We start from the raw sequence: 21548 nt of genomic DNA, 5'->3' as shown, positions 1-21548 counted from the left end.
AAGTTGGGCTAGTTATAAATTGGTTAACTCTTTATTGTTTCCATCTTTTCAAAGTATTAAACGCACTGGTTGCGAAAAAGTTGCGATTTTTCGAAAAAACTTTTTTTCATTTTTTAACTTAACAGAACGAACTAAAAAATCATCAGGATGTATCAGGCTCAATCACATATAAATCTTGACCTAAAGACTAGTGCATTCAACAGTACTGAGGACAGGCAAAAGAACTTCATAAATACGTAGAAATGTGTGCATAGTATATTTATACAACAAAAAAAGAAGGCCGATTGGCCTTCTTTTAATTAACTTGTATAGATTACTTAACAGTTACCGCAATTACATCGGATTTACCGCTTGGGGATGTAACTGTCAGATCAAATGTTCCAGTACCATCTACAGTGATATCACCGTTGGAGTTAATTGAAACATTTTTAACGTTGGAGGAATAGTTGCTAGCTGAGAATGTTACACCCAGCACACCGTTAGCTTTTTGAGCATCTTCTTGCTCATACTCAACACCATAGTTATCTGTAACAATTAGATCTGGATTGATGAATGCATTTCCACCAGTTTTTCCAATTGTCATAGTGCTATCAGCTTCGACTTTGTCGACTGCAAGTGCATCATTTTTAGACGTCACAGCAACTGTAGCAGTTTTAATTTCGCCTTTAATCGTTTTGTAGGATACGTTCAATGTAGCCGTACCTGTCTTGTTACCAAGAACATAAGCTTTACCACCAACAAGTGCTACTTTTGCAACAGCATTGTTAGATGTTGTAATGCCAGTAATTGTTCCAGCTGGAAGTTTCACTGTGTCGCCAGCAGCGTTTTTAGCTGTAAGTTTAACTTCGCGTGCAAATACTTGAGATTTCGTTACATCTTTAAGAACATCGGCGCTGATAGCTGTGCCATCAGTACCATAAGTCGATCCAACTACAACGCCGCTATCACTCAGGTTGAACAATGTTGGAACAGCATTCACGGAGTAAGTCAGGTCGTCTGTCGCACTAGCAACAGTGATTGTTCTAGTTAACTTGGAGATCTCAGTGCCGTTTTTCGTGATTGTTGCTGTGTAATCAGCTTTTGCACCTTCAGTAGCTTTATCTGTTGTAAACAGTGTGAACTCGTCATTGAATGCTTTAAAGTCACCAGCTTTTTCACCTTTACCAAATGTTGCAGAAGTGATTGCTTCTTTAGCTGGGTTTATTAGGCCGATCGTACCATCAGCAGTACCTGTAGCAGTTACCTTGACATTTACTTGATACTTGTTGTTCGAACCGTCAACATAAGTTGGAGCATTATTGCCTTGGCTATCTGTGAAGTTCGCATCGTCAAGCACTTGTCCGTATTGGTCAATAACAGCTAGCTCAATTGCAGAAGTACCGCCTTTAACAACGGATTTCGCAGGATCTGTTACCACTTTGAAGTGATCAGGTACACGAGCGTCAGCAACTGTGAATGTTTTTGTAGATGTGCTGCTTGCGTTCGCTGTTGCAATGATCGCTGTAATGGATACAGCACCTTTTGTGTTGTTGCTGATTTGGTCTAATTTAATCGAGCCTCTGTGCTCACCTGAATCTAGGATCGTTGCTGTCGTTTGACCTTCAACACCAGAAACGTTCACTTTGATACGCTCAATGTTTTGATCGCTAGTCAGGTCATCCAAGCTTAATTGGTTGCCAGCTGCATCATAAGCCACAACTGGTACATAAACTTCTTTATCGCCAGCCGCGATTACATCGTTAAGCTCGCCAATTTCAACTTTGTTTGCAAGTTTCGAAGATTGAACGGATACTTTACCAGTAGCTGTAGCTGCTTGGTTGAACACGGTGAAGCTGTAGTCGCCAGCTTTATCAATATCGTTCACCAATGAAATTTTAACTTGCGGGATATCGTTTCCGTTATCTTCTACTTCTGTTTTCACATCTCCAGTCGGGATGTAATCGTTCCAGATCACAGTTGTATCACCGAACAATTTCGTCGTGTTGCTGCCATCTTTGCTGTATACTTTCGCATTCATCAAAGAGTCATAAGAAATCGTACCGCCGTATTGGTCAAACAGGTTAAGATCGAACTTAACGTTCTCGCCTTTACCATTAAGTGCAGTGCCTACAGAGTAACGAGCGTCACCAAGCTCTAATTTCGTCAGGATTGGTTGTGTACCAAGCTTGAAGTTTTTAGTAGCTGTGATGTGGCTGTCGTTATTAACAACCGTTACTGGAATAACAGATACGCCTTGTGTTGTGCTTTCATTCGCTGTATCCAAAGTAATCAACAAAGTGCCATCAGTATCTTTTGTGATTTTTGTGAATGTTGCAGCAGATGTGTAAACATTGTAAGAACCAGCATTTGTCGTTGCATTTTCACCGTATTGGTTAGAAGCTTTCACTTTAACGATTGTTTTGTCTGCATAAGCAATTGTATCGCCAGCATTTACAAAATCGATTTTTGTAAGAACTTCATCTTCACCTGTGAATGTTGCTGTTGTTTTGTCAACAGTAGCGGCATCCAAACCGGAAACAGTTACTGTGTAGTCGCCTTTGCTAACTTTAACATCAGTCAATGTTAGAACTGCGGATTTTTTATCATCGGAGAATTTAGTAGTTGTAACTACGTCAGTTGTTCCTTTTTTCAATGCAACTGTAGCTTTGTCAGTATCAACTGGCTTGTTAAAAGTCACTGTTACTTGTTGAGCGCCTGTTGCTTTTGCTCCTGTTACGGAAACTTTACCAGCTGGTACGTATTGTTGTTTTGCTTCATAAGCACCTGTCAAAAGAAGATCGCGAGTTGCGTTAGCCATACCGCCGAATGTACCATCTTCGCCGTTAGCAAGAAGTTTCAACTCAAGTGCTAATGCTACATAACCTTGTGCCCAACCGGATACTGTTGCATCTGTACCTGTTTTGCCTTTAGCTGCTTCGTCTTGACCAAGAACACGAACCAAAAAAGTAGCCAATTGTTCTTTCGTTACTTTACCAGCCGGGTTGTATTGACCTTCTGCATAACCATCAGTTACGCCAGCTGTTTTCAAAGCTTCGATGTAAGGAAGTGCATAACCGTTAGCCGCGTCGTCAACACTAACGTCAGTGAAGCTGGATGTTTTCAAATCTTTGTTTACGTCCAGACCCATGATCAATGCTGCAACTTTTGCAAATTGTGCACGGTTCATTTCGTCTTTCAGACCGTAAGTTGTGTCTGTTACGCCGTCAAAGATACCAGCGGAGATCATGGCATCAAATTTCGCTTTTGTAGCTGCATCCAGGTCTTTCAAATCTGTGAAATCAGCAGACGTCTTAGCGAATGCTAGGGATGAGAACATGGAAAGAGCCATAGCGGATGTAAGGACTACGGAAAGAGTTTTCTTCATAAAGTTTTGTTTCCTCCTAATATTTTAAAGTTTTTTGTTATAAAAACTTATAACCAACGGGGCGACAGTTTGAATCATTAGCGCTGATTCCGTGTAGCTCCGCGTCTATCACCTCGGCTACAAGAATTAGTATACGATAATATATACGACTTTTCATTGATAAGTATTTTCCAGTCGATCGATAGATCTAATCCTTTTGTTGAATGACGAGTATATAGGTGAATACAAAAAAGAAGACCCCAGAGGGCCTTCTTTCTATCATTTAGATTACTTAACGATTACTGATGTAACAACCGACTTACCATTCGGCGATGTGATGATCAGATCAAATGTCGAACCAGTATCTGCTTTGATCGTCCCGTCATTACCAATCTCTACTTTTCCTTTTACGTTATCTGTAGAGAATGTCAGACCCATCAAGTAGTTGTACGCTGGCGCTTCATCTTTGTCATACTCAACGCCATAGTTATCAGTTACAGTCAGGTCTGCTACTGCATAAGCATTAGCTCCTGTGGATATTGTTGCTTCTGTTTCTCCTGCTTCCAACTTATCAACAGCAATCATGTCACTTTTCACTGTTACAGGCACACTCGCTTGCTTAACAGTGCCGTCTACTGATTGGTACGTAACATTCAGTGTTGCTGATCCTGCTTTGTTACCAAGTACGAATGCTTTACCAGCATCTTCACCAGTTCCCATTGCAACTTGCGCTACACTGGAGTTTGAAGATGTGATTTGCGTAACGACAGCCGGAAGTTCAACCATTTCACCTGCTGCATTTTTCGCGCTGATCTTCACTTCACGGGACAGTTTGCTTGTTGCTACTACCAATTCATTGTCGTTCACTACGTCGCTGTCCATAGCATTGAATAATGGCGCAACAGTTCCTACACTGTAAGTTAAGTCTGCATTTTTACCGACAACTGTGAGTGTTCTTTCTACCTTGGAAATCTCTTGATCACCTTTAAGGATTTGAGCGGTAAACTTAACGTAAGTTCCTTCTTTCGCTGCGCTCGTTGTTTCAAACGTGAATTCATCGTTGAAAGCCTTGAAGTCGTTCGTTCCTTTTTCATACGTGTTCTTCGTCAAAACTTGGTCATTTGGCGCTACAACATGAGCAGCAGCATTGTCAATTACTTTACCATCTGCATCGTAAGTTACTGCTGTTGCGACAACGCTATATTTCATATTGCCTTCTGCAGTTGCAACCACAGAACCATTGCTGTTCACATAGTTGGAATCATCCAAAACTTGACCGTATTGGTCGATTACGCTGAATTCAAAGTCAGAAGTTGCCCCAGCTACTGCGTTCTTCGCCGGTACTGTTACTTCTTTCAAGTGGTCCGCAATGCGCGCATCGTGAACAGTGTACGTTTTAGTTACCGTACTGTTTGCATTTGCTGTTGCAATGACCGCTGTTACAGATACAGCTCCTTTAGAACCTGCATCAATTTTATCCAGCTTAATCATACCTTTATGCTCACCGGAAGCTGAAATCGTGCTACTGCCTGTTGCTCCAGAAATCGATACTTTAATGCGATCTACGTTTGCGTCACTTGCCAAATCGTCCGCACTTAGTTGGTTGCCTTGTGCATCATAAGCCATCAATGGAATGTATACATCTGTATCTCCGGACGCAATAACATCATTCATGTCTCCGATTTCTATTTTCGTCGCTACTTTCGCTGACTGAATGCTTACTTTACCTGTTGCAGTTGCTGCTTGGTTAAATACAGTGAAGCTGAAGTCCCCGGACTTATCAATATCTTTCAACAAGGAGATTTTCACTTGCGGAATATCATTTCCGTTATCTTCAATTGTGTAGCTGACATCATCACTTGCAAGATAGTCATTCCAGATCAGGCTTGTATCTTTCAGCTTGTCTGAACTAGATAGCATTTCGTAGGACATAACAGAACCATATTGATCATACAGGTTCAAATCAAACTCAGCATTCTCGCCTTTAGCATTCAAAGCTGTACCTACGGAGTAACGAGGTGCGCCTAGCTCAAGTTTCGTTAAAATCGGTTGTGTACCAAGCTTGAAGTTCTTCGTTACTGTAATATGGCTATCATTGTTCACAATCGTTACCGGAATCACAGATACGCCTTGCGTCGTATCTTTTGTGTTAGTATCCAATGTGATCAATAGCGTGCCATCGTTGTCTTTAGTGATTTTTGTGAATGTTGCAGCTGAAGTGTACACATCATAGGAACCTGCATTCGTCGAAGCAGCTTCACCGTATTGATTCACAGCTTTAGCTTTAACAATTACTTTGTCTGCATAAGCAATTGTGTCATTCGCGGATACGAAATCGATGCTTTTCATCACTTCGTCTTCACCTGTGAATGTTGCTTTGGTGTTGCTCACAGCCGTCTCATCCAAACCGCTCAAGTTTACAGTATACTCACCCGCACCGATCTTAGCATCTGTTAGTGTTAGTACTGCAGATTTTTTGTCAGCCGCGAATTCCGTCGTTGTTACAACATCAGCATTGCCTTTTTTCAAGGACAATTTCGCTTTGTCTGTATCAACTGGTTTATTGAACGTTACCGTTACTTTTTGTACGCCAGTTGCTTTCGCACTACTTACAGATACTTGGCCAGCCGGCACGTATTGTTGTTTCGCTTCATAAGCACCTGTCAAAAGAAGATCGCGAGTTGCGTTAGCCATACCGCCAAATGTACCATCTTCGCCGTTAGCAAGAAGTTTCAATTCAAGCGCTAATGCTACATAACCTTGTGCCCAACCGGATACTGTTGCATCTGTACCTGTTTTGCCTTTAGCTGCTTCGTCTTGACCAAGAACACGAACCAAGAAAGTAGCCAATTGTTCTTTCGTTACTTTACCAGCCGGGTTGTATTGACCTTCTGCATAACCATCAGTTACGCCAGCTGTTTTCAAAGCTTCGATGTAAGGAAGTGCATAACCGTTAGCCGCGTCGTCAACACTAACATCAGTGAAGCTGGATGTTTTCAAATCTTTGTTTACGTCCAGACCCATGATCAATGCTGCAACTTTTGCAAATTGTGCACGGTTCATTTCGTCTTTCAGACCGAAAGTTGTATCTGTTACGCCGTCGAAGATACCAGCGGAGATCATGGCATCAAATTTTGCTTTTGTAGCTGCATCCAGGTCTTTCAAGTCTGTGAAATCAGCAGACGTCTTAGCGAATGCTAGGGATGAGAACATGGAAAGAGCCATAGCGGATGTAAGGACTACGGAAAGAGTTTTCTTCATAAGGTTTTGTTTCCTCCTAATATTTTAAAAGTTTTTGTTATAAAAACTTGGAAATAACTCAGTGATTGCGCGACTCGCATGTAATTTCGTGTATCATTTCGTATATCATCTTTGCTACAAACTTAGTATACTATCAACCGACGTTTAAATCATTGATAAGTATTTTCCATGTTGATTGGCATAGTAGATTTATAAAACAAAAAAAGAAGGCCGATTGGCCTTCTTTTACTTAACTTATATTGATTAGTTTACAGTTACCGCAATTACATCGGATTTACCGCTTGGGGATGTAACTGTCAGATCAAATGTTCCAGTACCATCTACAGTGATATCACCGTTGGAGTTGATTGTAACATTTTTAACGTTGGAGGAGTAGTTGCTAGCTGAGAATGTTACACCCAGTACACCATTAGCTTTTTGAGCATCTTCTTTCTCATACTCAACACCATAGTTATCTGTAACAATTAGATCTGGATTGATGAATGCATTTCCACCAGTTTTTCCAATTGTCATCGTGCTGTCAGCTTCGACTTTGTCGACTGCAAGTGCATCATTTTTAGATGTCACAGCAACATTAGCAGTTTTAATTTCGCCTTTAATTGTTTTGTAGGATACGTTCAATGTAGCCGTACCTGTCTTGTTACCAAGAACATAAGCTTTACCACCAACAAGTGCTACTTTTGCAACAGCATTGTTAGATGTTGTAATGCTTGTGATTGTACCAGCTGGAAGTTTTACTGTGTCGCCAGAAGCGTTTTTAGCAGTAAGTTTAACTTCGCGAGCAAATACTTGAGATTTCGTTACGTCTTTAAGATCGTCAGCGCTGATAGCTGTTCCGCCCGTACCATACGTGGACCCAACAACAACGCCGCTATCACTCAGGTTGAACAATGTTGGAACAGCGTTCACGGAGTAAGTCAAATCGTCTGTTGCGCTAGCAACTGTGATCGTTCTAGTCAACTTGGAGATCTCAGTTCCGTTTTTCGTGATTGTTGCTGTGTAATCAGCTTTTGCACCTTCAGTAGCATTTTCTGTTGTGAACAGTGTGAACTCGTCATTGAATGCTTCGAAATCACCAGCTTTTTCACCTTTACCAAATGTCGCAGAAGTGATTGCTTCTTCAGCTGGGTTTTTCAAACCGATCGTACCATCAGCAGTACCTGTAGCAGTTACCTTGACATTTACTTGGTACTTGTTGTTCGAACCGTCAACATAGGTTGGAGCACTATTGCCTTGGCTATCTGTGAAGTTCGCATCGTCAAGTACTTGGCCGTATTGGTCGATAACAGCAAGCTCAATCGCAGAAGTAGCACCTTTAACCAACGCTTTCGCAGGATCAGTTACTACTTTGAAGTGATCAGGTACACGAGCGTCTGCAATTGTATAAGTTTTAGTTGAAGTGCTGTTTGCGTTAGCTGTTGCAATGATTGCTGTGATAGAAACTGCACCTTTAGATGTTCCGTTAATTTGGTTTAAACGGATCGTTCCTCTGTGCTCACCGGAATCTTCGATTTTAAGGCTAGTTGCACCATCAACTCCTGTTGCGCCAGAAACGTTAATGTTGATACGTTTAAGGTTTTCATCGCTAGTCAGATCATCAACACTTAGTTGGTTTCCTGCAGCATCGTAAGCAACAACTGGGATATATACATCTTTGTCGCCAGCAGCAATTACGTCGTTAAGATCGCCGATTTCAACTTTATTAGCTACTTTAGAAGAGTTGACGCTGATTTTACCACTCGCTGTTGCAGCTTGGTTAAATACAGTGAAGTTATAGTCGCCAGCTTTGTCAAGATCGTTCAACAAGGAGATCTTAACTTCTGGGATATCATTTCCGTTATCTTCTACTTCCGTTTTAACATCATCCGTTGAAATGTAGTCATTCCAAATCACAGTTGTTGTTCCGAATAACGGGCTTGTGGAGTTATTAACTTTGGCATTGATCAAAGAATCGTAAGAAATGTTGCCGCCGTATTGGTCAAACAGGTTAAGATCGAACTTAACGTTCTCGCCTTTACCGTTAAGTGCAGTACCTACAGAGTAACGAGCGTCACCAAGCTCTAATTTCGTCAGGATTGGTTGTGTACCAAGCTTGAAGTTTTTAGTAGCTGTGATGTGGCTGTCGTTATTAACAACCGTTACTGGAATAACAGATACGCCTTGTGTTGTGCTTTCATTCGCTGTATCCAAAGTAATCAACAAAGTGCCATCAGCATCTTTTGTGATTTTTGTGAATGTTGCAGCAGATGTGTAAACATTGTAAGAACCAGCATTTGTCGTAGCATTTTCACCGTATTGGTTAGAAGCTTTCACTTTAACGATTGTTTTGTCTGCATAAGCAATTGTATCGCCAGCATTTACAAAATCGATTTTTGTAAGAACTTCATCTTCACCTGTGAATGTTGCTGTTGTTTTGTCAACAGTAGCAGCATCCAAACCGGAAACAGTTACGGTGTAGTCGCCTTTGCTAACTTTAACATCAGTCAATGTTAGAACTGCGGATTTTTTGTCATCGGAGAATTTAGTAGTTGTAACTACGTCAGTTGTTCCTTTTTTCAATGCAACTGTAGCTTTGTCAGTATCAACTGGCTTGTTGAAAGTCACTGTTACTTGTTGAGCGCCTGTTGCTTTTGCTCCTGTTACGGAAACTTTACCAGCTGGTACGTATTGTTGTTTTGCTTCATAAGCACCTGTCAAAAGAAGATCGCGAGTTGCGTTAGCCATACCGCCAAATGTACCATCTTCGCCGTTAGCAAGAAGTTTCAACTCAAGTGCTAATGCTACATAACCTTGTGCCCAACCGGATACTGTTGCATCTGTACCTGTTTTGCCTTTAGCTGCTTCGTCTTGACCAAGAACACGAACCAAGAAAGTAGCCAATTGTTCTTTTGTTACTTTACCAGCCGGGTTGTATTGACCTTCCGCATAACCATCAGTTACGCCAGCTGTTTTCAAAGCTTCGATGTAAGGAAGTGCATAACCGTTAGCCGCGTCGTCAACACTAACGTCAGTGAAGCTGGATGTTTTCAAATCTTTGTTTACGTCCAGACCCATGATCAATGCTGCAACTTTTGCAAATTGTGCACGGTTCATTTCGTCTTTCAGACCAAAAGTTGTGTCTGTTACGCCGTCGAAGATACCAGCGGAGATCATGGCATCAAATTTCGCTTTTGTAGCTGCATCCAGGTCTTTCAAATCTGTGAAATCAGCAGAGGATTTCGCTGCGAATGCTAGGGACGAGAACATGGAAAGAGCCATAGCGGATGTAAGGACTACGGAAAGAGTTTTCTTCATAAAGTTTTGTTTCCTCCTAATATTTTAAAGTTTTTTGTTATAAAAACTTATAACCAACGGGACGACAGTTTGAATCATTTTGCCGATTCTATGTAGCTCCGCGTCTATCATCTCGGCTACATGAATCAGTATACGACAATCTATACTGCATTTCATTGATAAGTATTTTCCAGATGCAAGCTTTTTTTCAAGCGCCTCTATGAAATCTTATCTATAACATATCTTAACGTGCAATGATGAATAGACTATGAATAGAAACTTAAAATTAGCTTATAATAAACTGAAAGTAAGCTGAAAAAATCAAAGAAAAGACCCAACACACAAGTGTCGGGTCTTTCTATGATTTAAGGGACCATCTTCTGTTGCTTCATAACTCTATATCCGATAATCGATGCTTGAGCTCGTGTAAGCAGCTCAGTTGGATCAAAACGGACTGTCTCTTTCTTTTGTCCAGGCAGCAGTGCATTTGTAATACCTTCAATTAAACCAGCCTTTGAAACAGCTTCAACTGACGGTCTGGAGTAGGATTCAATGTTGTCGGCATCTGTAAATGCTTTTTGTAGTGTTGCCAATGACTTCTTCAAGTCAGGGTTCAACTTCATCTCAGCAGCCCTTGCGATCATAACAGCCGCGTCTTGACGTGTAATTGAACCACTTGGGTTAAATCGGTTGCTTGCTTGGCCGCGGACAATACCCGCTCTTGCTGCCGTTTCAATGTATTTATAATCGTATAGCATACCTACAGCATTATCGATCTTCAATACATCTGTGAACGTTCCGTTTCCGTCATAATTCAAAGGAATCTTGAATATTTTCACTAAAATCTGAGCAAATTCCCCGCGCGTTATATAATCATTTGGCCCAAAGGAGAATGTCGTTTTGGCTTTCATTACCCCTTTGGAGTAGAGAGTTTCCAACTCATTTCTTGCGAACGAGTGACCCGTCATATCATCAAAACTGCGATCCATGTACATAACTTGGTAATATCCAAACTTCTGGAACGGTACAGTGATCGTATTTTTATTATTATCTACAACGCCACCAATGTTTTTCCAACCATAGTCCGTTGTATTTGCGTAGTTCGGATAAATATCGTAGAAGAATACACTGATATATTTTCCGGCATCCTGACGAATAGAAGGATCATACAGAAGTGTTAGTGATCCGTCTTGCGTAGGAATAACGAGTTCATCATTTAATCTATTAAAGTAAGCTCTTCCTGAATTCGTTGTATCGTAAGGATCCATTCCTGTTCCGTTAAGCCCTTTACTTAGATCATCTGCCGAAGTCGTAGTTGAGTTAGGAGCCGGGATAAATCCAGCATCCATAAAATAGAGATCACTTGCTGGGTGGAATGTATTTTCAGGCAGTTTTGCGTTGATTTTTGACTTGTAATAGCCATTTGGCGTTGGATACAACGACTTGTCAACACGGCCATCATCAGAGTCCGCGATTCCAAACAGAATTTTACGCCCACTAGTAATGTACTGATTGTTATTGCTGTCCGGCTTGTTCCTCATCAGCTTTGTGTCTTTAGGGAATGTCAGTTGCAAGTTCCCGTTGAAGAGCTTGAACTTAGAATTCATATCCTCAAGACTTTCTGCGCCTTGTACATTGGTGTTTGTATTAAAGAGAACAAAGCTGCCGTTCACTTTCGTTGTACCACGTGTAATCGTAAACTTGATTGTATTTGCTCCAGGTTTTAGATTAGTAACTTGATACAAGTATTGATCTACAGACAATACAGTTCTTTTCGTTGCTACATCCTTACCAAATACAACACTATCTGCATTCTCAGCTTCAATAATAATATTATAGAAGTTACTGTTGATGTTAGCCTGCATGTCTCCTTTAGCATTTTTGATCAGGAGAGGTTGTACAACCGTATAGGGAACGTTTTGTCTTGTAATTGTAATGGATTTTGTCGCTGTAATGTTTGAATTATTTGTAATTCTAAATTCGAACACCACATCCGAGTTATCAAGCAGCTTAAACGCAGTTGTATCAAAAGACTGCAGAGACACAATGTTGCTAATCGCTGTAAAGTAGTCAACTCCAAGAGCTGTAACACTTTGGGAGTTTGCCGTTTGGTCGATAACTCCGATTGTACTTCCAATCGTTTGCTGATAAACTAACGCTTCGCCCTTGGAGTCCTTCGTATGAACCACCAAAGTTAATGCTTTAATAGCAGAAGCAGCTCCGTTAGCGTCAAGGCTTGTAAAAATCCCTTTAAAAGAAACGGTTCGCTGATTAGTTGTATACGTGTCCGCGTCTTTACCTGCAATAAACTGAGTCCCTGAAGTACCGTTCTCAACCGGTTTAATTGCAGTGAATTGTGGAGCGTCTGTCGTAAACAAGTAAATATCATAGGTTTGCTCTGTGATAAAGACATTATTCACATAGATCTTAAACTTTAATGTATTCTTTCCTTCCACCATAACTTTGGTTAGGTCAGAGTTAAAACTAGAAAGAGGTAGTGTAAACACATTTGTACTTGGATCGAAAACTGCATCATCAGTTCGAGTATCAAGCGTTACAAGGTTATCGTTCATAAACACTTCTACCTTGTTAAGAGGTACAGCAGGTGCGGTAAAAGGGTCTTGATAAAAGTTCACAAGTCTACCTGATATACAGGCTTCTGTTGTGCCGCATTTGAGATTCTTAATGTTCTTGATGGACATGCTGTTGGAAACATTATTGATTAATACATATGGAGCGTTGCTAATCGTCAATTTGTAATCCGTTGTACTGTAAGGTGTGCCTGTCCCCGCGGCATTGTTATACAGCTCAATGCTTAATTTCTTGTTACCATCACTTATCCCTTGCAAGATAAGGTCAAACTTATTCAAAGTTGCAGTAGAATCTGCAGACTTGGTAATAGGGTTACTATCTGGGAAATAAACGCCATCTAATTTTGTTTTAATGGATAGTGTTTTATCATTGCCATAAACATGAATGTTAGCTGGCAGCTCGTTAACCAAATTAGCATTGAGTAAGCTAAGTTCATTTTCAATAGTTCCGTTGCTGATTGTTGATTTATCAATGTACGGGTTTGCTGGATCAACATACTTAAATTTATACTCACTGATTACAGGCACTAAAGAATTAGAAATGTCACGGAAAGTAAACGTCAGACGTTGTTCATTCGCTGCAAAAGCAGGAATAGACGGTATTGTTATCGTTAAATCTTTAACCAAATACTCTAAGTCCCCGGCCGTATTACGAGATAAACTACTTGACACAGACTTATAAGTAGCTGATGAAACCGTTGCGCTCGTAACAGGTGTCGTAATATCCGTGCCACCCAAATCAATTTGACCAATAGACTGGTCATTTACAGCAACATTTACATACCGATAACGAAGTGACGTGCCTGAAGCATCGAGATCACTTTTTACGCTTGTCGTAAATGTCAAATCGCTTGTTTGAAAAGTAGGAATTGTAATGAGGTCTTTGGCTGAAGAAGGGCCCGCAGCCGTATCTTGAACCTTACCATTAAAAGCGAATGGTTCTCCATTATCATACCAAAGCTTTTTAACAACTTGATATTTATTCGTGTCGTTCGTAGCAACGAAGTTAATGATATTATCTCCGGGATTTAAACAAAAACTTGTAACGGAAGCACATGTAGTGGACGTTTTGTTCTTGTCATCACCTGTAAAATAGAAATAGCCGTCGTTACTTTTGAATCCTTGCTTAGGCAGAGAGTCGCCAGTTAGAGTTGCTTGAACAGCGCTAGCATTAGATGCTTTTGCTTTAATTTGAATACCTGTTGTCCCAGCCTTCAAAGGGCCTCTGTCCGTTGGATAGATTTTGCCATCCTCAAGCTGCGAATTATTGACCGTGAAGTCAGACAAATTCGTTGTTGGCGCATAATACAACCAACCTGGAGCTGAAGCTATCGCATTAGTTTCACCTAGATAGACAACTACTTTGTTTAAACCCTCAGTAAGTTGAATATTATCAAACTTCACAAGGTTCGAGCTGACAATCTGCGCCTTGTTATTCTTCTCTGTGGTTACAGCACCAGAGTTCATATTGGTAATTTCAAAATAGATCGAAGGAATCTGCGAGTCCGTTACATTCGTCATTTCTACGTTCAATGTAAACGGTAATTGCGTAATGCGCGTTACTAAGTTGTCATTGGTTGGTTTAGCGGCCGATGTACCCGCATTATCCGTCTCGGTGTAAAGGTTCTTAATTACTAGTGTTGATGCAGCGCTTACTGTCATCGTCGGCAGCATGCTAATAAGCAAAGTCACGATCAACATGAGACTTGCCCACTTTTTATTAAGTAATCTCAAAGCTAGTTCCTCCTTATGTAACCTTAATATTCATTATCGTCATGGCACCTTCGGCCAACCTGCGATCAGCCTCTCTTACTTTCGACAATCCCTCCCAAATCCTTCTATCATTCTACATATTGCGGCTTACTATCAAAAGTTCTTGTATCTTTCTTATCGGTCAAAACCTCGTAATTGTTTAGAGAAAGTAGGAAGTTCACAAAATAGAAAAAAAATCCAACCCGAAGGTTGGATTGAACGAACTTATATAAGTGCTATTTATTGCCCATCCGGTCGCTCTGTACAGGCTTACCAAGAAGCCTTTGCAGGAAGTTCAGTACCGGCTTACGACTTTTACTGATGATACCGATCGCTTCTGCTCCAACGAGCATCACGAGGAAAAGCGCAACAATGATCATAATCAGGCCCCAAGTCGAGTCTTGGGAAATGAACACTGAACATACAACGGCGCTACCGCCAAATACAGAGGCAATACCGTAAATGATCAGTACGCTTGTACGATGGCTGAAGCCGAGTTGCAGTAAGCAGTGATGCAAATGGCTTTTGTCCGGCGCCGAGATCGGCAGTTTATTTACATAACGGCGCATAATCGCGAAGAAGGTATCGGATAATGGCACGCCTAGAATCATAATCGGGATTAGGAGCGATACAACGGCCGCTTGTTTAAAGCCGAGGATCGACAGCGTCGCTAGTGCGAAGCCTAGGAATAAGGCGCCTGAATCGCCCATAAAAATCTTGGCCGGATGGAAGTTATAGAACATGAAGCCTACGATACTTCCTAGTAAGATTACAGCCAATAAAATAACAGTTACATTGCCCATCATAAGCGCTAAAACAAGAATCGTAGTAGTAGCAATACCAGATACGCCCGCTGACAGGCCATCGAGACCGTCAATTAGGTTAATGGCATTGGATACGCCGACGATCCATAATATCGTAATCGGGATACTCAACCAACCGATAGGCAGGTTCGTCTCTCCGAACGGAATGTTAACGAGATCGATTTTGAGGCCAAAGGAAACGACGATACACGCAGCAATAAGCTGCCCAAGAAGCTTCCATTTGGGGGATAGTTGAAAACGGTCATCCAGTGCTCCCGTGATGACGATTACTAACCCGCCGAGCAGCAAGCCAAACGCTGCATTGGAGTTAACGGCATCAAGTGCTGGAGAGACGACGAAATAAGCTCCGACAAAGGCAAGGAAAATAGCCAAGCCTCCGAGACGCGGCATAATTCGGGTATGAACTTTTCGATGGTTGGGGGCATCTACAGCTCCAACCCAGAAGGCAAATTTTTTGACCAGGGGTGTCAGCAGCACTGCAATAATGCAGGCGGCGATGAACCCAATCGCGTATAATCCATACATGTCTTCTTCACAGCTCCTCTTGTCTTGGGTGGCAGGTGATCCGCCGAAGAGAATTATACTCCCATTTGTCCACAAATACTACTGCTAAATTTGTCTGAAATGACCGTTTTCAGCCAATTTTCATAAAAATTTTCATGTTTTTGTGACTTTCTCTTTGTCACGCATCACTTTCATCGCGAATTTAGGGAGTAATAACATTCTTTTGTAGCGCCACGGCTCCTGTAACAGGCGGTAGAACCATTCAAGACGTAGTTTTTGGAATACAACCGGTGCTCTTTTTAGCTTGCCCGAAAGAACATCAAAACTTCCCCCGACTCCCATCATAACTGGAACGCCGAGCTGCCCTTTGTATTTGCCGATCCAAGGCTCCTGATTCGCTGCCGATCTCCCTACAAATAGAAGATCCGGCGCGGCATCTACAATGGATTGTATCACTTCAGCGTCCTGCTCATCACCAAAGTATCCGTCACGCACGCCTACAAGCTTGATTTCTGGGTAGTTCGCACGCAGTTTCTCAGCCGCCGCTTGGATCACTTCATTAGAAGCTCCCAACAGATACACTTTCCACCCTTTCGGCTCTCCAACTTTCATAAGCTCATGGAGCAAATCATAACCAGGAACCCGCTCAGCGACAGGATCTCCCACATAATTGGCCGCCCAGACGACGCCCGTTCCGTCAGGAACGATGAGCTCAGCACGCTGCATCATGCTCATATAAGCAGGATCGTCCAGCGCAGCCATAACCATAATCGGGTTGGCAGTTATAATCTGGTGAGGCTGTCTTTGTTCAATCGCCTTAGTTAGGTAGGCAACCGTTTGGTCCATGCTCATTTTGGAGACAGGAACCCCATATATGCGTACTTTGGGTATAGCTTGGGCAGATACAACTCCAGCTGGGGTCGTTGTTGATGTTGAGCTCATAGATATCTCTTCCTTTATGTGACGTTGGCTTTTACGTTTTGGTTGATTTTTTTTATTTATTAAAAAATGAAACGATCCGATTCGCAGGAAATTGCGCCTGCGCTTTAAGCTCCTCAATGGCGGCGCGCTTGGACGCCGCCCAAGCACTTGAGCCCTCCAGGAGACGCAGCGCCTCCTGGGTTAAAGCGTCGGCATCGAAACGAGCAGTCGATGCCGCGGCTTTCATGCCAAGCCTATGGAGGAACTGGTCGATCTTCGGATCGTACGAGATGCCGACCATAGGCACATACTGCGAGGCTGCATAGATCAAGGAATGCAGCCTCATCCCGATCAGCAGGTCGCATCCCGCGACCTGCGCGAGCATATCCTGCGGATGGACGATGCCCGGCACCATCTCCACCCGCGACCCGTGATCGCCCAAACGGTCGATCACGAACTGCGACGCCACCTCGTCCGAAGGGAGGTGGAAAGGCAAGAACCGCAGCCGCACGTTGGAATCGGCGGCGAGCAGCTTTGCCAGGGACCGCGAGAGAGCTTCCAGCTCCGAGCGGTCCTCGTTCCAGAAGCGGACGGATACGCCGACCGTCCGCACACCCTCTGCCGACCCGTTAGTCCCAGCCTCGCCGCGGAGCGGCAGGCCCATGACCGGGTCGGGCACGACCGTGATGCGCTCCCGCGGGAGGCGCATCTTCACAAGCAATTCCGCGGATTCCACATCGCGGACAGAGACATAGGCGCATCGTTTGAATACGCTGCGGATCCAACCGTCAAACATCCGGCGGTTCACCGGCCCGATGCCTTGCGAATAAATAAAAGTGGGCTTACCAAACCACTGTGCCATTTTCAAAACAGCCAGGTAGTACGGAATGGTCTTCGAGCTCGTAGCGTCCTGCAATAAGCTGCCGCCTCCGCTGATCAGACCGTCCGCTTCCCGCAGTGCGCGGAGCAGCGGGCCAGGCTTCATGCGGTGATACGATTGAACGCCGTACATCGCTGATGTTTTCTCAGGATTCGCGGAAAGCACGATTGGCTCAATGCGGATACCCTGCTCTCGGCCTTGCTCCTCCAAAGCGAACAAAATCGATTGAAGCACTGCCTCATCCCCGCTATTATCGAAGCCGTAATAGCCCGATAGCGCTATTTTGACAACTTTGGCACCCATCGTTTCCAACTCCTTGTGACAATTTCCCAAGCTGCGATCAGAACGAGGCCAATAATAGCGCCAAATACGATACCGTAGGTTATACGAATGAGAGAGATATGAAGAGGTGTATGCAAGTGAGCAAACGTATCAACGATTGAGAGCTGCCCGATTACACCTACGAAAATCAAGTAAATTGCATGTCTATAGCGGACAGATAGATAAGCCCCAAGTAAGAATATCGGGTGGGCTACCAAAAACTCCTTCGTCCGTGGACGTACGCCAAGCGTATTCTCTAGGAACGAACGGAATAATTTCTCCACTGTTGAGGCTTGTCCCTCGTTACCTGTACGCGACAAGTAATAAAAGATAGCAGCTACCGCAATACCGGCAATAACAATCCATAACACGCTAATAAAAGATGTAAGGATACGGCGAATATTCATTATTTTATCGCTGTAAGTGTTATTCTCACTAAAGAACAACAAGTACACGCCTGCGATTGCAATTGGAAGCAAATGCAGCATACCCACACCGCGGAACTGCTGCAGAACGAGCGAATACGTGATGTGATTGAGCAGGGCAACCTCATAGATGACACCCAGGAACGAAATCGCCGATGTTTTGATGAGCGTCCATAACGCGAAAGCAAGTCCTGACTTCCATTTGGCCGCAGCTCCCGAACGAATCGTCCGTATAGCCAGCATAATGGCTATGCTCGGAGCAGAAATAGCCGATGCTAAAGCAAGACCCTGCGCATACAAATTAGCTGAAAGGGTGTGCAGGGCAACCAAGCCAAGCAGACCGAGTACAAAAAAGACCAGTGTGGCTTCCGGAATAAAGAAAGAAATCATGAGCACGATCAAGCTCAATCCGCCAATCAACATAAAGACGCTGGCTACCTTCTGCCAAGCTGTCGCTTTTACCTCAAACGGCTGAGCTACGCCAAGTGTAAACCCGGCCTTCTGTATGCGCGGAATCGCCCCATCCTTGCCCTGCAAGCTCTCATAAAAAGCGGAGAGAGGATCCGCTAACTTGCCTTTATCCAGACTCTTAACCGGCTTGCCATTCAGGAAGACCATTCGAATATTGCGATCTTTCACCGCAAGCACGAACCGGTCCGCAACCCCTTGGATGCGATCTTCCAGCTCAGCCTTTTTCAACGGCTCTGTCAGCTTCTCGCCGTCTTTTTCCGTAAAAGAATGCAGACGAACAACATTATAATTCGTTTGTTTCGCTAAGGTGTTGAACCCTTTTTGCGGCTCTTTCAATAGTTCGATAGCTGCTAAGCCGATGCCATTTTTGTTAAGCAAATCAGCCATTTTGTTGAGATTCACTTCCGTGTTCTCTTCCGTATAGCCTGGAACTTCATTGCCGTCGACAATGATGCGTCTCACACCCAAATCATACATCTGCTTTAGGAACCTATCCATCTCATTCGTGACGAAAGGACGGCGGTTCGATAGACGAATCACGATTTGGAATCCTTGTTCCTTCAGCTTTTGCAGCGTAATCGGATCTGGATCCATGCTTTTGATGGTGGCTTCGTCCATGCTCATTTGAATGATAAGCCCATTACGATTTTTGAAGCTCCAAGGTTTAATGCCAACGTTTAGGTCAGCAAATGTTTTCTGAATTAATGGCTCCAACTTCTGCTGTGTTGCACTATCCTTGAACAGCACATAAGTGAAGTTCTCGTTAGGATCCCCAAAAGTTTGGGTAAGCGCGGCTGCATCCCTTGAGTTGTACATCTCAATGTGGCGACTCTCTTTGAATTCAGCCAATGTGCTTTCATACACGGCCATGGATCCGATGCCTGCAGCCTTCATATTCTTAAGCTGCTGCGTAACGAAGCTCTGCGGGTTTGTTTGTATATCCGCGATATCCAATAAGTCACGATAGTCAAAAACGAACTCGACGTTCTTCGTCGAAGTTTCGGTTTGGTGACGCGTGTAAGCTAGCGGAAGCGAGCCTAACATGCCAATAATGACGAGCCACCATAATACATTTTTGAGCGGGTTATTCCAAGTTTTATACCAATTCACCAATTGTCCACTCCTTAGAGCATTTACTTTCTATTCCCATATACACTCGAAAACCCCTCCAGCTCCCAAGCCCAGGAAAATAGGCCAAATGAATGCGGATTTATTCCATCTATTCATTAGACGACCTATCCCTGACTTAGGTTCTGAAGAGGTTCAATTGATCCTATTTCATTATCCGTCTACACGGCTAAGCACATATTGAACGATGCGATCCATCTGTTCCGCGGCTTCTGTTCCTGTTGTTCCTTTGACTGCAAAATAGAACTTAATTTTCGGCTCAGTTCCCGACGGACGCAGGCAGAACCAAGAACCGTCCTCCAGCTTGAATTTCAGCACATTCTCAAGCGGAAGTCCGTTGACGCCTTTAGCATAGTCTTCCATATCCGTTACACGCGTACCGCCGATTTCTGCCGGTGGGTTCGTTCTCCACGCTTCCACCATGCGTCCGATTTGTTCTACGCCGTCTTTCCCTTTAAGCGTCCTTGATTCCAGTTTTTCCAAAAAGTAACCAAAGGATTCGTACAGCTCTTGCAGGACTTCATATAAAGTTTTGCCTTGCTTCTTATAATAAGCTGCCGCTTCGGCGATAAGCATTGCTGCAATAACCGCATCTTTATCTCGGGCGTAGTCTCCAGCCAAATAACCATAGCTTTCTTCGTAACCAAATAAGTAAGTATACTCACCTGTTTGCTCGAATTGCGTCATTTTCTCACCGATATATTTAAAACCGGTTAACGTATTTAACGTCGGAATGCCATAATGGCCGGCGATTACCGCACCCATTTCGCTGGTTACGATTGTTTTGATAACGACGCCGTTCGCAGGCAGTGTTCCACGTTCTTTCAGGCTTGATAATAAATAATTAACAATAATAGCCCCAGACTGATTGCCTGTCAGAACAAAATACTCACCATTTGGATCTTTCACCACTGCGCCCATGCGGTCGGCATCCGGGTCAGTTCCGATAATGATATCGGCATTCCAATCCTTCGCCTGTGCGATAGCGAGCGTGAAAGCTTCGCGTTCCTCCGGATTTGGAGACTTCACCGTCGAGAACTGCGCATCCGGCAGTTCTTGTTCAGCGACAACACGGACTTGTCCAAAACCAACCGTCTTCAGCACTTCCCGCACCGGCACATTACCCGCTCCATGCAGAGGTGTGAAGATGATACGGAAATCGTCGCTAATTTCCTTGATGACTTCCGGATTCTGACTAATCGCGGTTACTGCTTTTATGTAAGCTTGATCGACATCTTCGCCTAACCAAGTAAGAAGTCCCTGCGCCTCTGCTTCCTGTTGGCTCAGTTTCTTCACTTTATCGAAGGAGTCAATGCTCTGAACTTCAGCAATCACTTGCTCCGCAAACTGAGGAACAAGCTGTCCGCCGTCTGCGCCATACACTTTATATCCGTTATATTCAGGTGGGTTATGACTTGCTGTTACGACGACGCCTGCTGTCGCACCCAAGTATCTTACGGCAAAAGACAGCTGAGGTGTAGCATGCAGCGTCTTGAATAGATAAGCCTTAATGCCGTTACCTGCAAAGACAAGGGCAGCCTCTAATGCGAACTCCGGCGACATATGACGTGAATCATAGGCCAGGACAATGGAAGGACTTTGCACGCCTGTGCTGTTCACATACTGTGCCAGACCTTGGCTTGCGCGTCCAACGGTATATACATTGATTCGGTTCGTTCCAGCGCCAATTACGCCGCGAAGACCGCCTGTACCAAATTCAAGATCTTTGTAAAACCGATCCTCAATTTCCTTCTCATCTTCCCGAATTGCTTGCAGTTCCTTTTTCGTTTCTGCATCCACTGCTGGATCGTTCAGCCATAATTGATACTCTGTTTGTACACGCGTCATAGTAGT

At 43.4% G+C, this 21548-nt stretch carries 9 protein-coding genes; all 9 read right to left on the bottom strand.

Features of this window, described 5'->3' with window-relative positions; genetic code table 11:
* Window positions 1–313 precede the first annotated feature (313 nt).
* Window positions 314–3364 carry an S-layer homology domain-containing protein gene (locus J2Z65_RS24450; RefSeq protein ID WP_209856162.1) on the bottom strand — a complete coding sequence of 1017 codons (3051 nt, stop codon included), beginning with the start codon at window positions 3362–3364 and terminating at the stop codon, window positions 314–316.
* Window positions 3365–3631: 267 nt separating this feature from the next.
* Window positions 3632–6604: an S-layer homology domain-containing protein gene (locus tag J2Z65_RS24445; protein ID WP_209856159.1), complete on the bottom strand. Its 2973-nt coding sequence runs from the start codon at window positions 6602–6604 to the stop codon at window positions 3632–3634.
* Between the two features lie 243 nt (window positions 6605–6847).
* Window positions 6848–9898 (bottom strand): S-layer homology domain-containing protein, encoded by a 3051-nt coding sequence (locus J2Z65_RS24440; RefSeq protein WP_209856157.1) that lies wholly within the window; start codon window positions 9896–9898, stop codon window positions 6848–6850.
* 344 nt (window positions 9899–10242) lie between these two features.
* Window positions 10243–14202 (bottom strand): S-layer homology domain-containing protein, encoded by a 3960-nt coding sequence (locus J2Z65_RS24435; RefSeq protein WP_167055203.1) that lies wholly within the window; start codon window positions 14200–14202, stop codon window positions 10243–10245.
* Between the two features lie 254 nt (window positions 14203–14456).
* On the bottom strand, window positions 14457–15569 hold the full coding sequence (locus J2Z65_RS24430) for a glycosyltransferase family 4 protein (protein ID WP_167055205.1): 1113 nt from the start codon (window positions 15567–15569) through the stop codon (window positions 14457–14459).
* A 132-nt stretch (window positions 15570–15701) separates the two neighbouring features.
* On the bottom strand, window positions 15702–16490 hold the full coding sequence (locus J2Z65_RS24425) for a WecB/TagA/CpsF family glycosyltransferase (protein WP_167055207.1): 789 nt from the start codon (window positions 16488–16490) through the stop codon (window positions 15702–15704).
* 52 nt (window positions 16491–16542) lie between these two features.
* On the bottom strand, window positions 16543–17652 hold the full coding sequence (gene csaB / locus J2Z65_RS24420; protein ID WP_167055209.1) for a polysaccharide pyruvyl transferase CsaB: 1110 nt from the start codon (window positions 17650–17652) through the stop codon (window positions 16543–16545).
* Window positions 17628–19676 (bottom strand): DUF5693 family protein, encoded by a 2049-nt coding sequence (locus J2Z65_RS24415; protein WP_338111633.1) that lies wholly within the window; start codon window positions 19674–19676, stop codon window positions 17628–17630. Before J2Z65_RS24415 ends, csaB begins: the two co-directional genes overlap by 25 nt.
* Before the next feature lie 171 nt (window positions 19677–19847).
* Window positions 19848–21542, bottom strand: a complete 1695-nt coding sequence (locus tag J2Z65_RS24410; RefSeq protein ID WP_167055213.1) for a phospho-sugar mutase — start codon at window positions 21540–21542, stop codon at window positions 19848–19850.
* Window positions 21543–21548 lie beyond the last annotated feature (6 nt).

This window comes from Paenibacillus aceris, assembly GCF_017874035.1.
Lineage (GTDB): Bacteria > Bacillota > Bacilli > Paenibacillales > NBRC-103111 > Paenibacillus_E > Paenibacillus_E aceris.
Note: the sequence above shows the minus strand (reverse complement) of the source record. Positions and strands in the feature narration are given on the sequence as shown.

Excerpts from the sequence above, each read along its gene's own strand:
- J2Z65_RS24425 (WP_167055207.1), bottom strand. The coding sequence starts at position 16,490 with ATGAGCTCAACATCAACAACGACCCCAGCTGGAGTTGTATCTGCCCAA.
- J2Z65_RS24430 (WP_167055205.1), bottom strand. The coding sequence starts at position 15,569 with ATGTATGGATTATACGCGATTGGGTTCATCGCCGCCTGCATTATTGCA.
- J2Z65_RS24450 (WP_209856162.1), bottom strand. The coding sequence starts at position 3,364 with ATGAAGAAAACTCTTTCCGTAGTCCTTACATCCGCTATGGCTCTTTCC.
- J2Z65_RS24410 (WP_167055213.1), bottom strand. The coding sequence starts at position 21,542 with ATGACGCGTGTACAAACAGAGTATCAATTATGGCTGAACGATCCAGCA.
- csaB (WP_167055209.1), bottom strand. The coding sequence starts at position 17,652 with ATGGGTGCCAAAGTTGTCAAAATAGCGCTATCGGGCTATTACGGCTTC.
- J2Z65_RS24440 (WP_209856157.1), bottom strand. The coding sequence starts at position 9,898 with ATGAAGAAAACTCTTTCCGTAGTCCTTACATCCGCTATGGCTCTTTCC.
- J2Z65_RS24445 (WP_209856159.1), bottom strand. The coding sequence starts at position 6,604 with ATGAAGAAAACTCTTTCCGTAGTCCTTACATCCGCTATGGCTCTTTCC.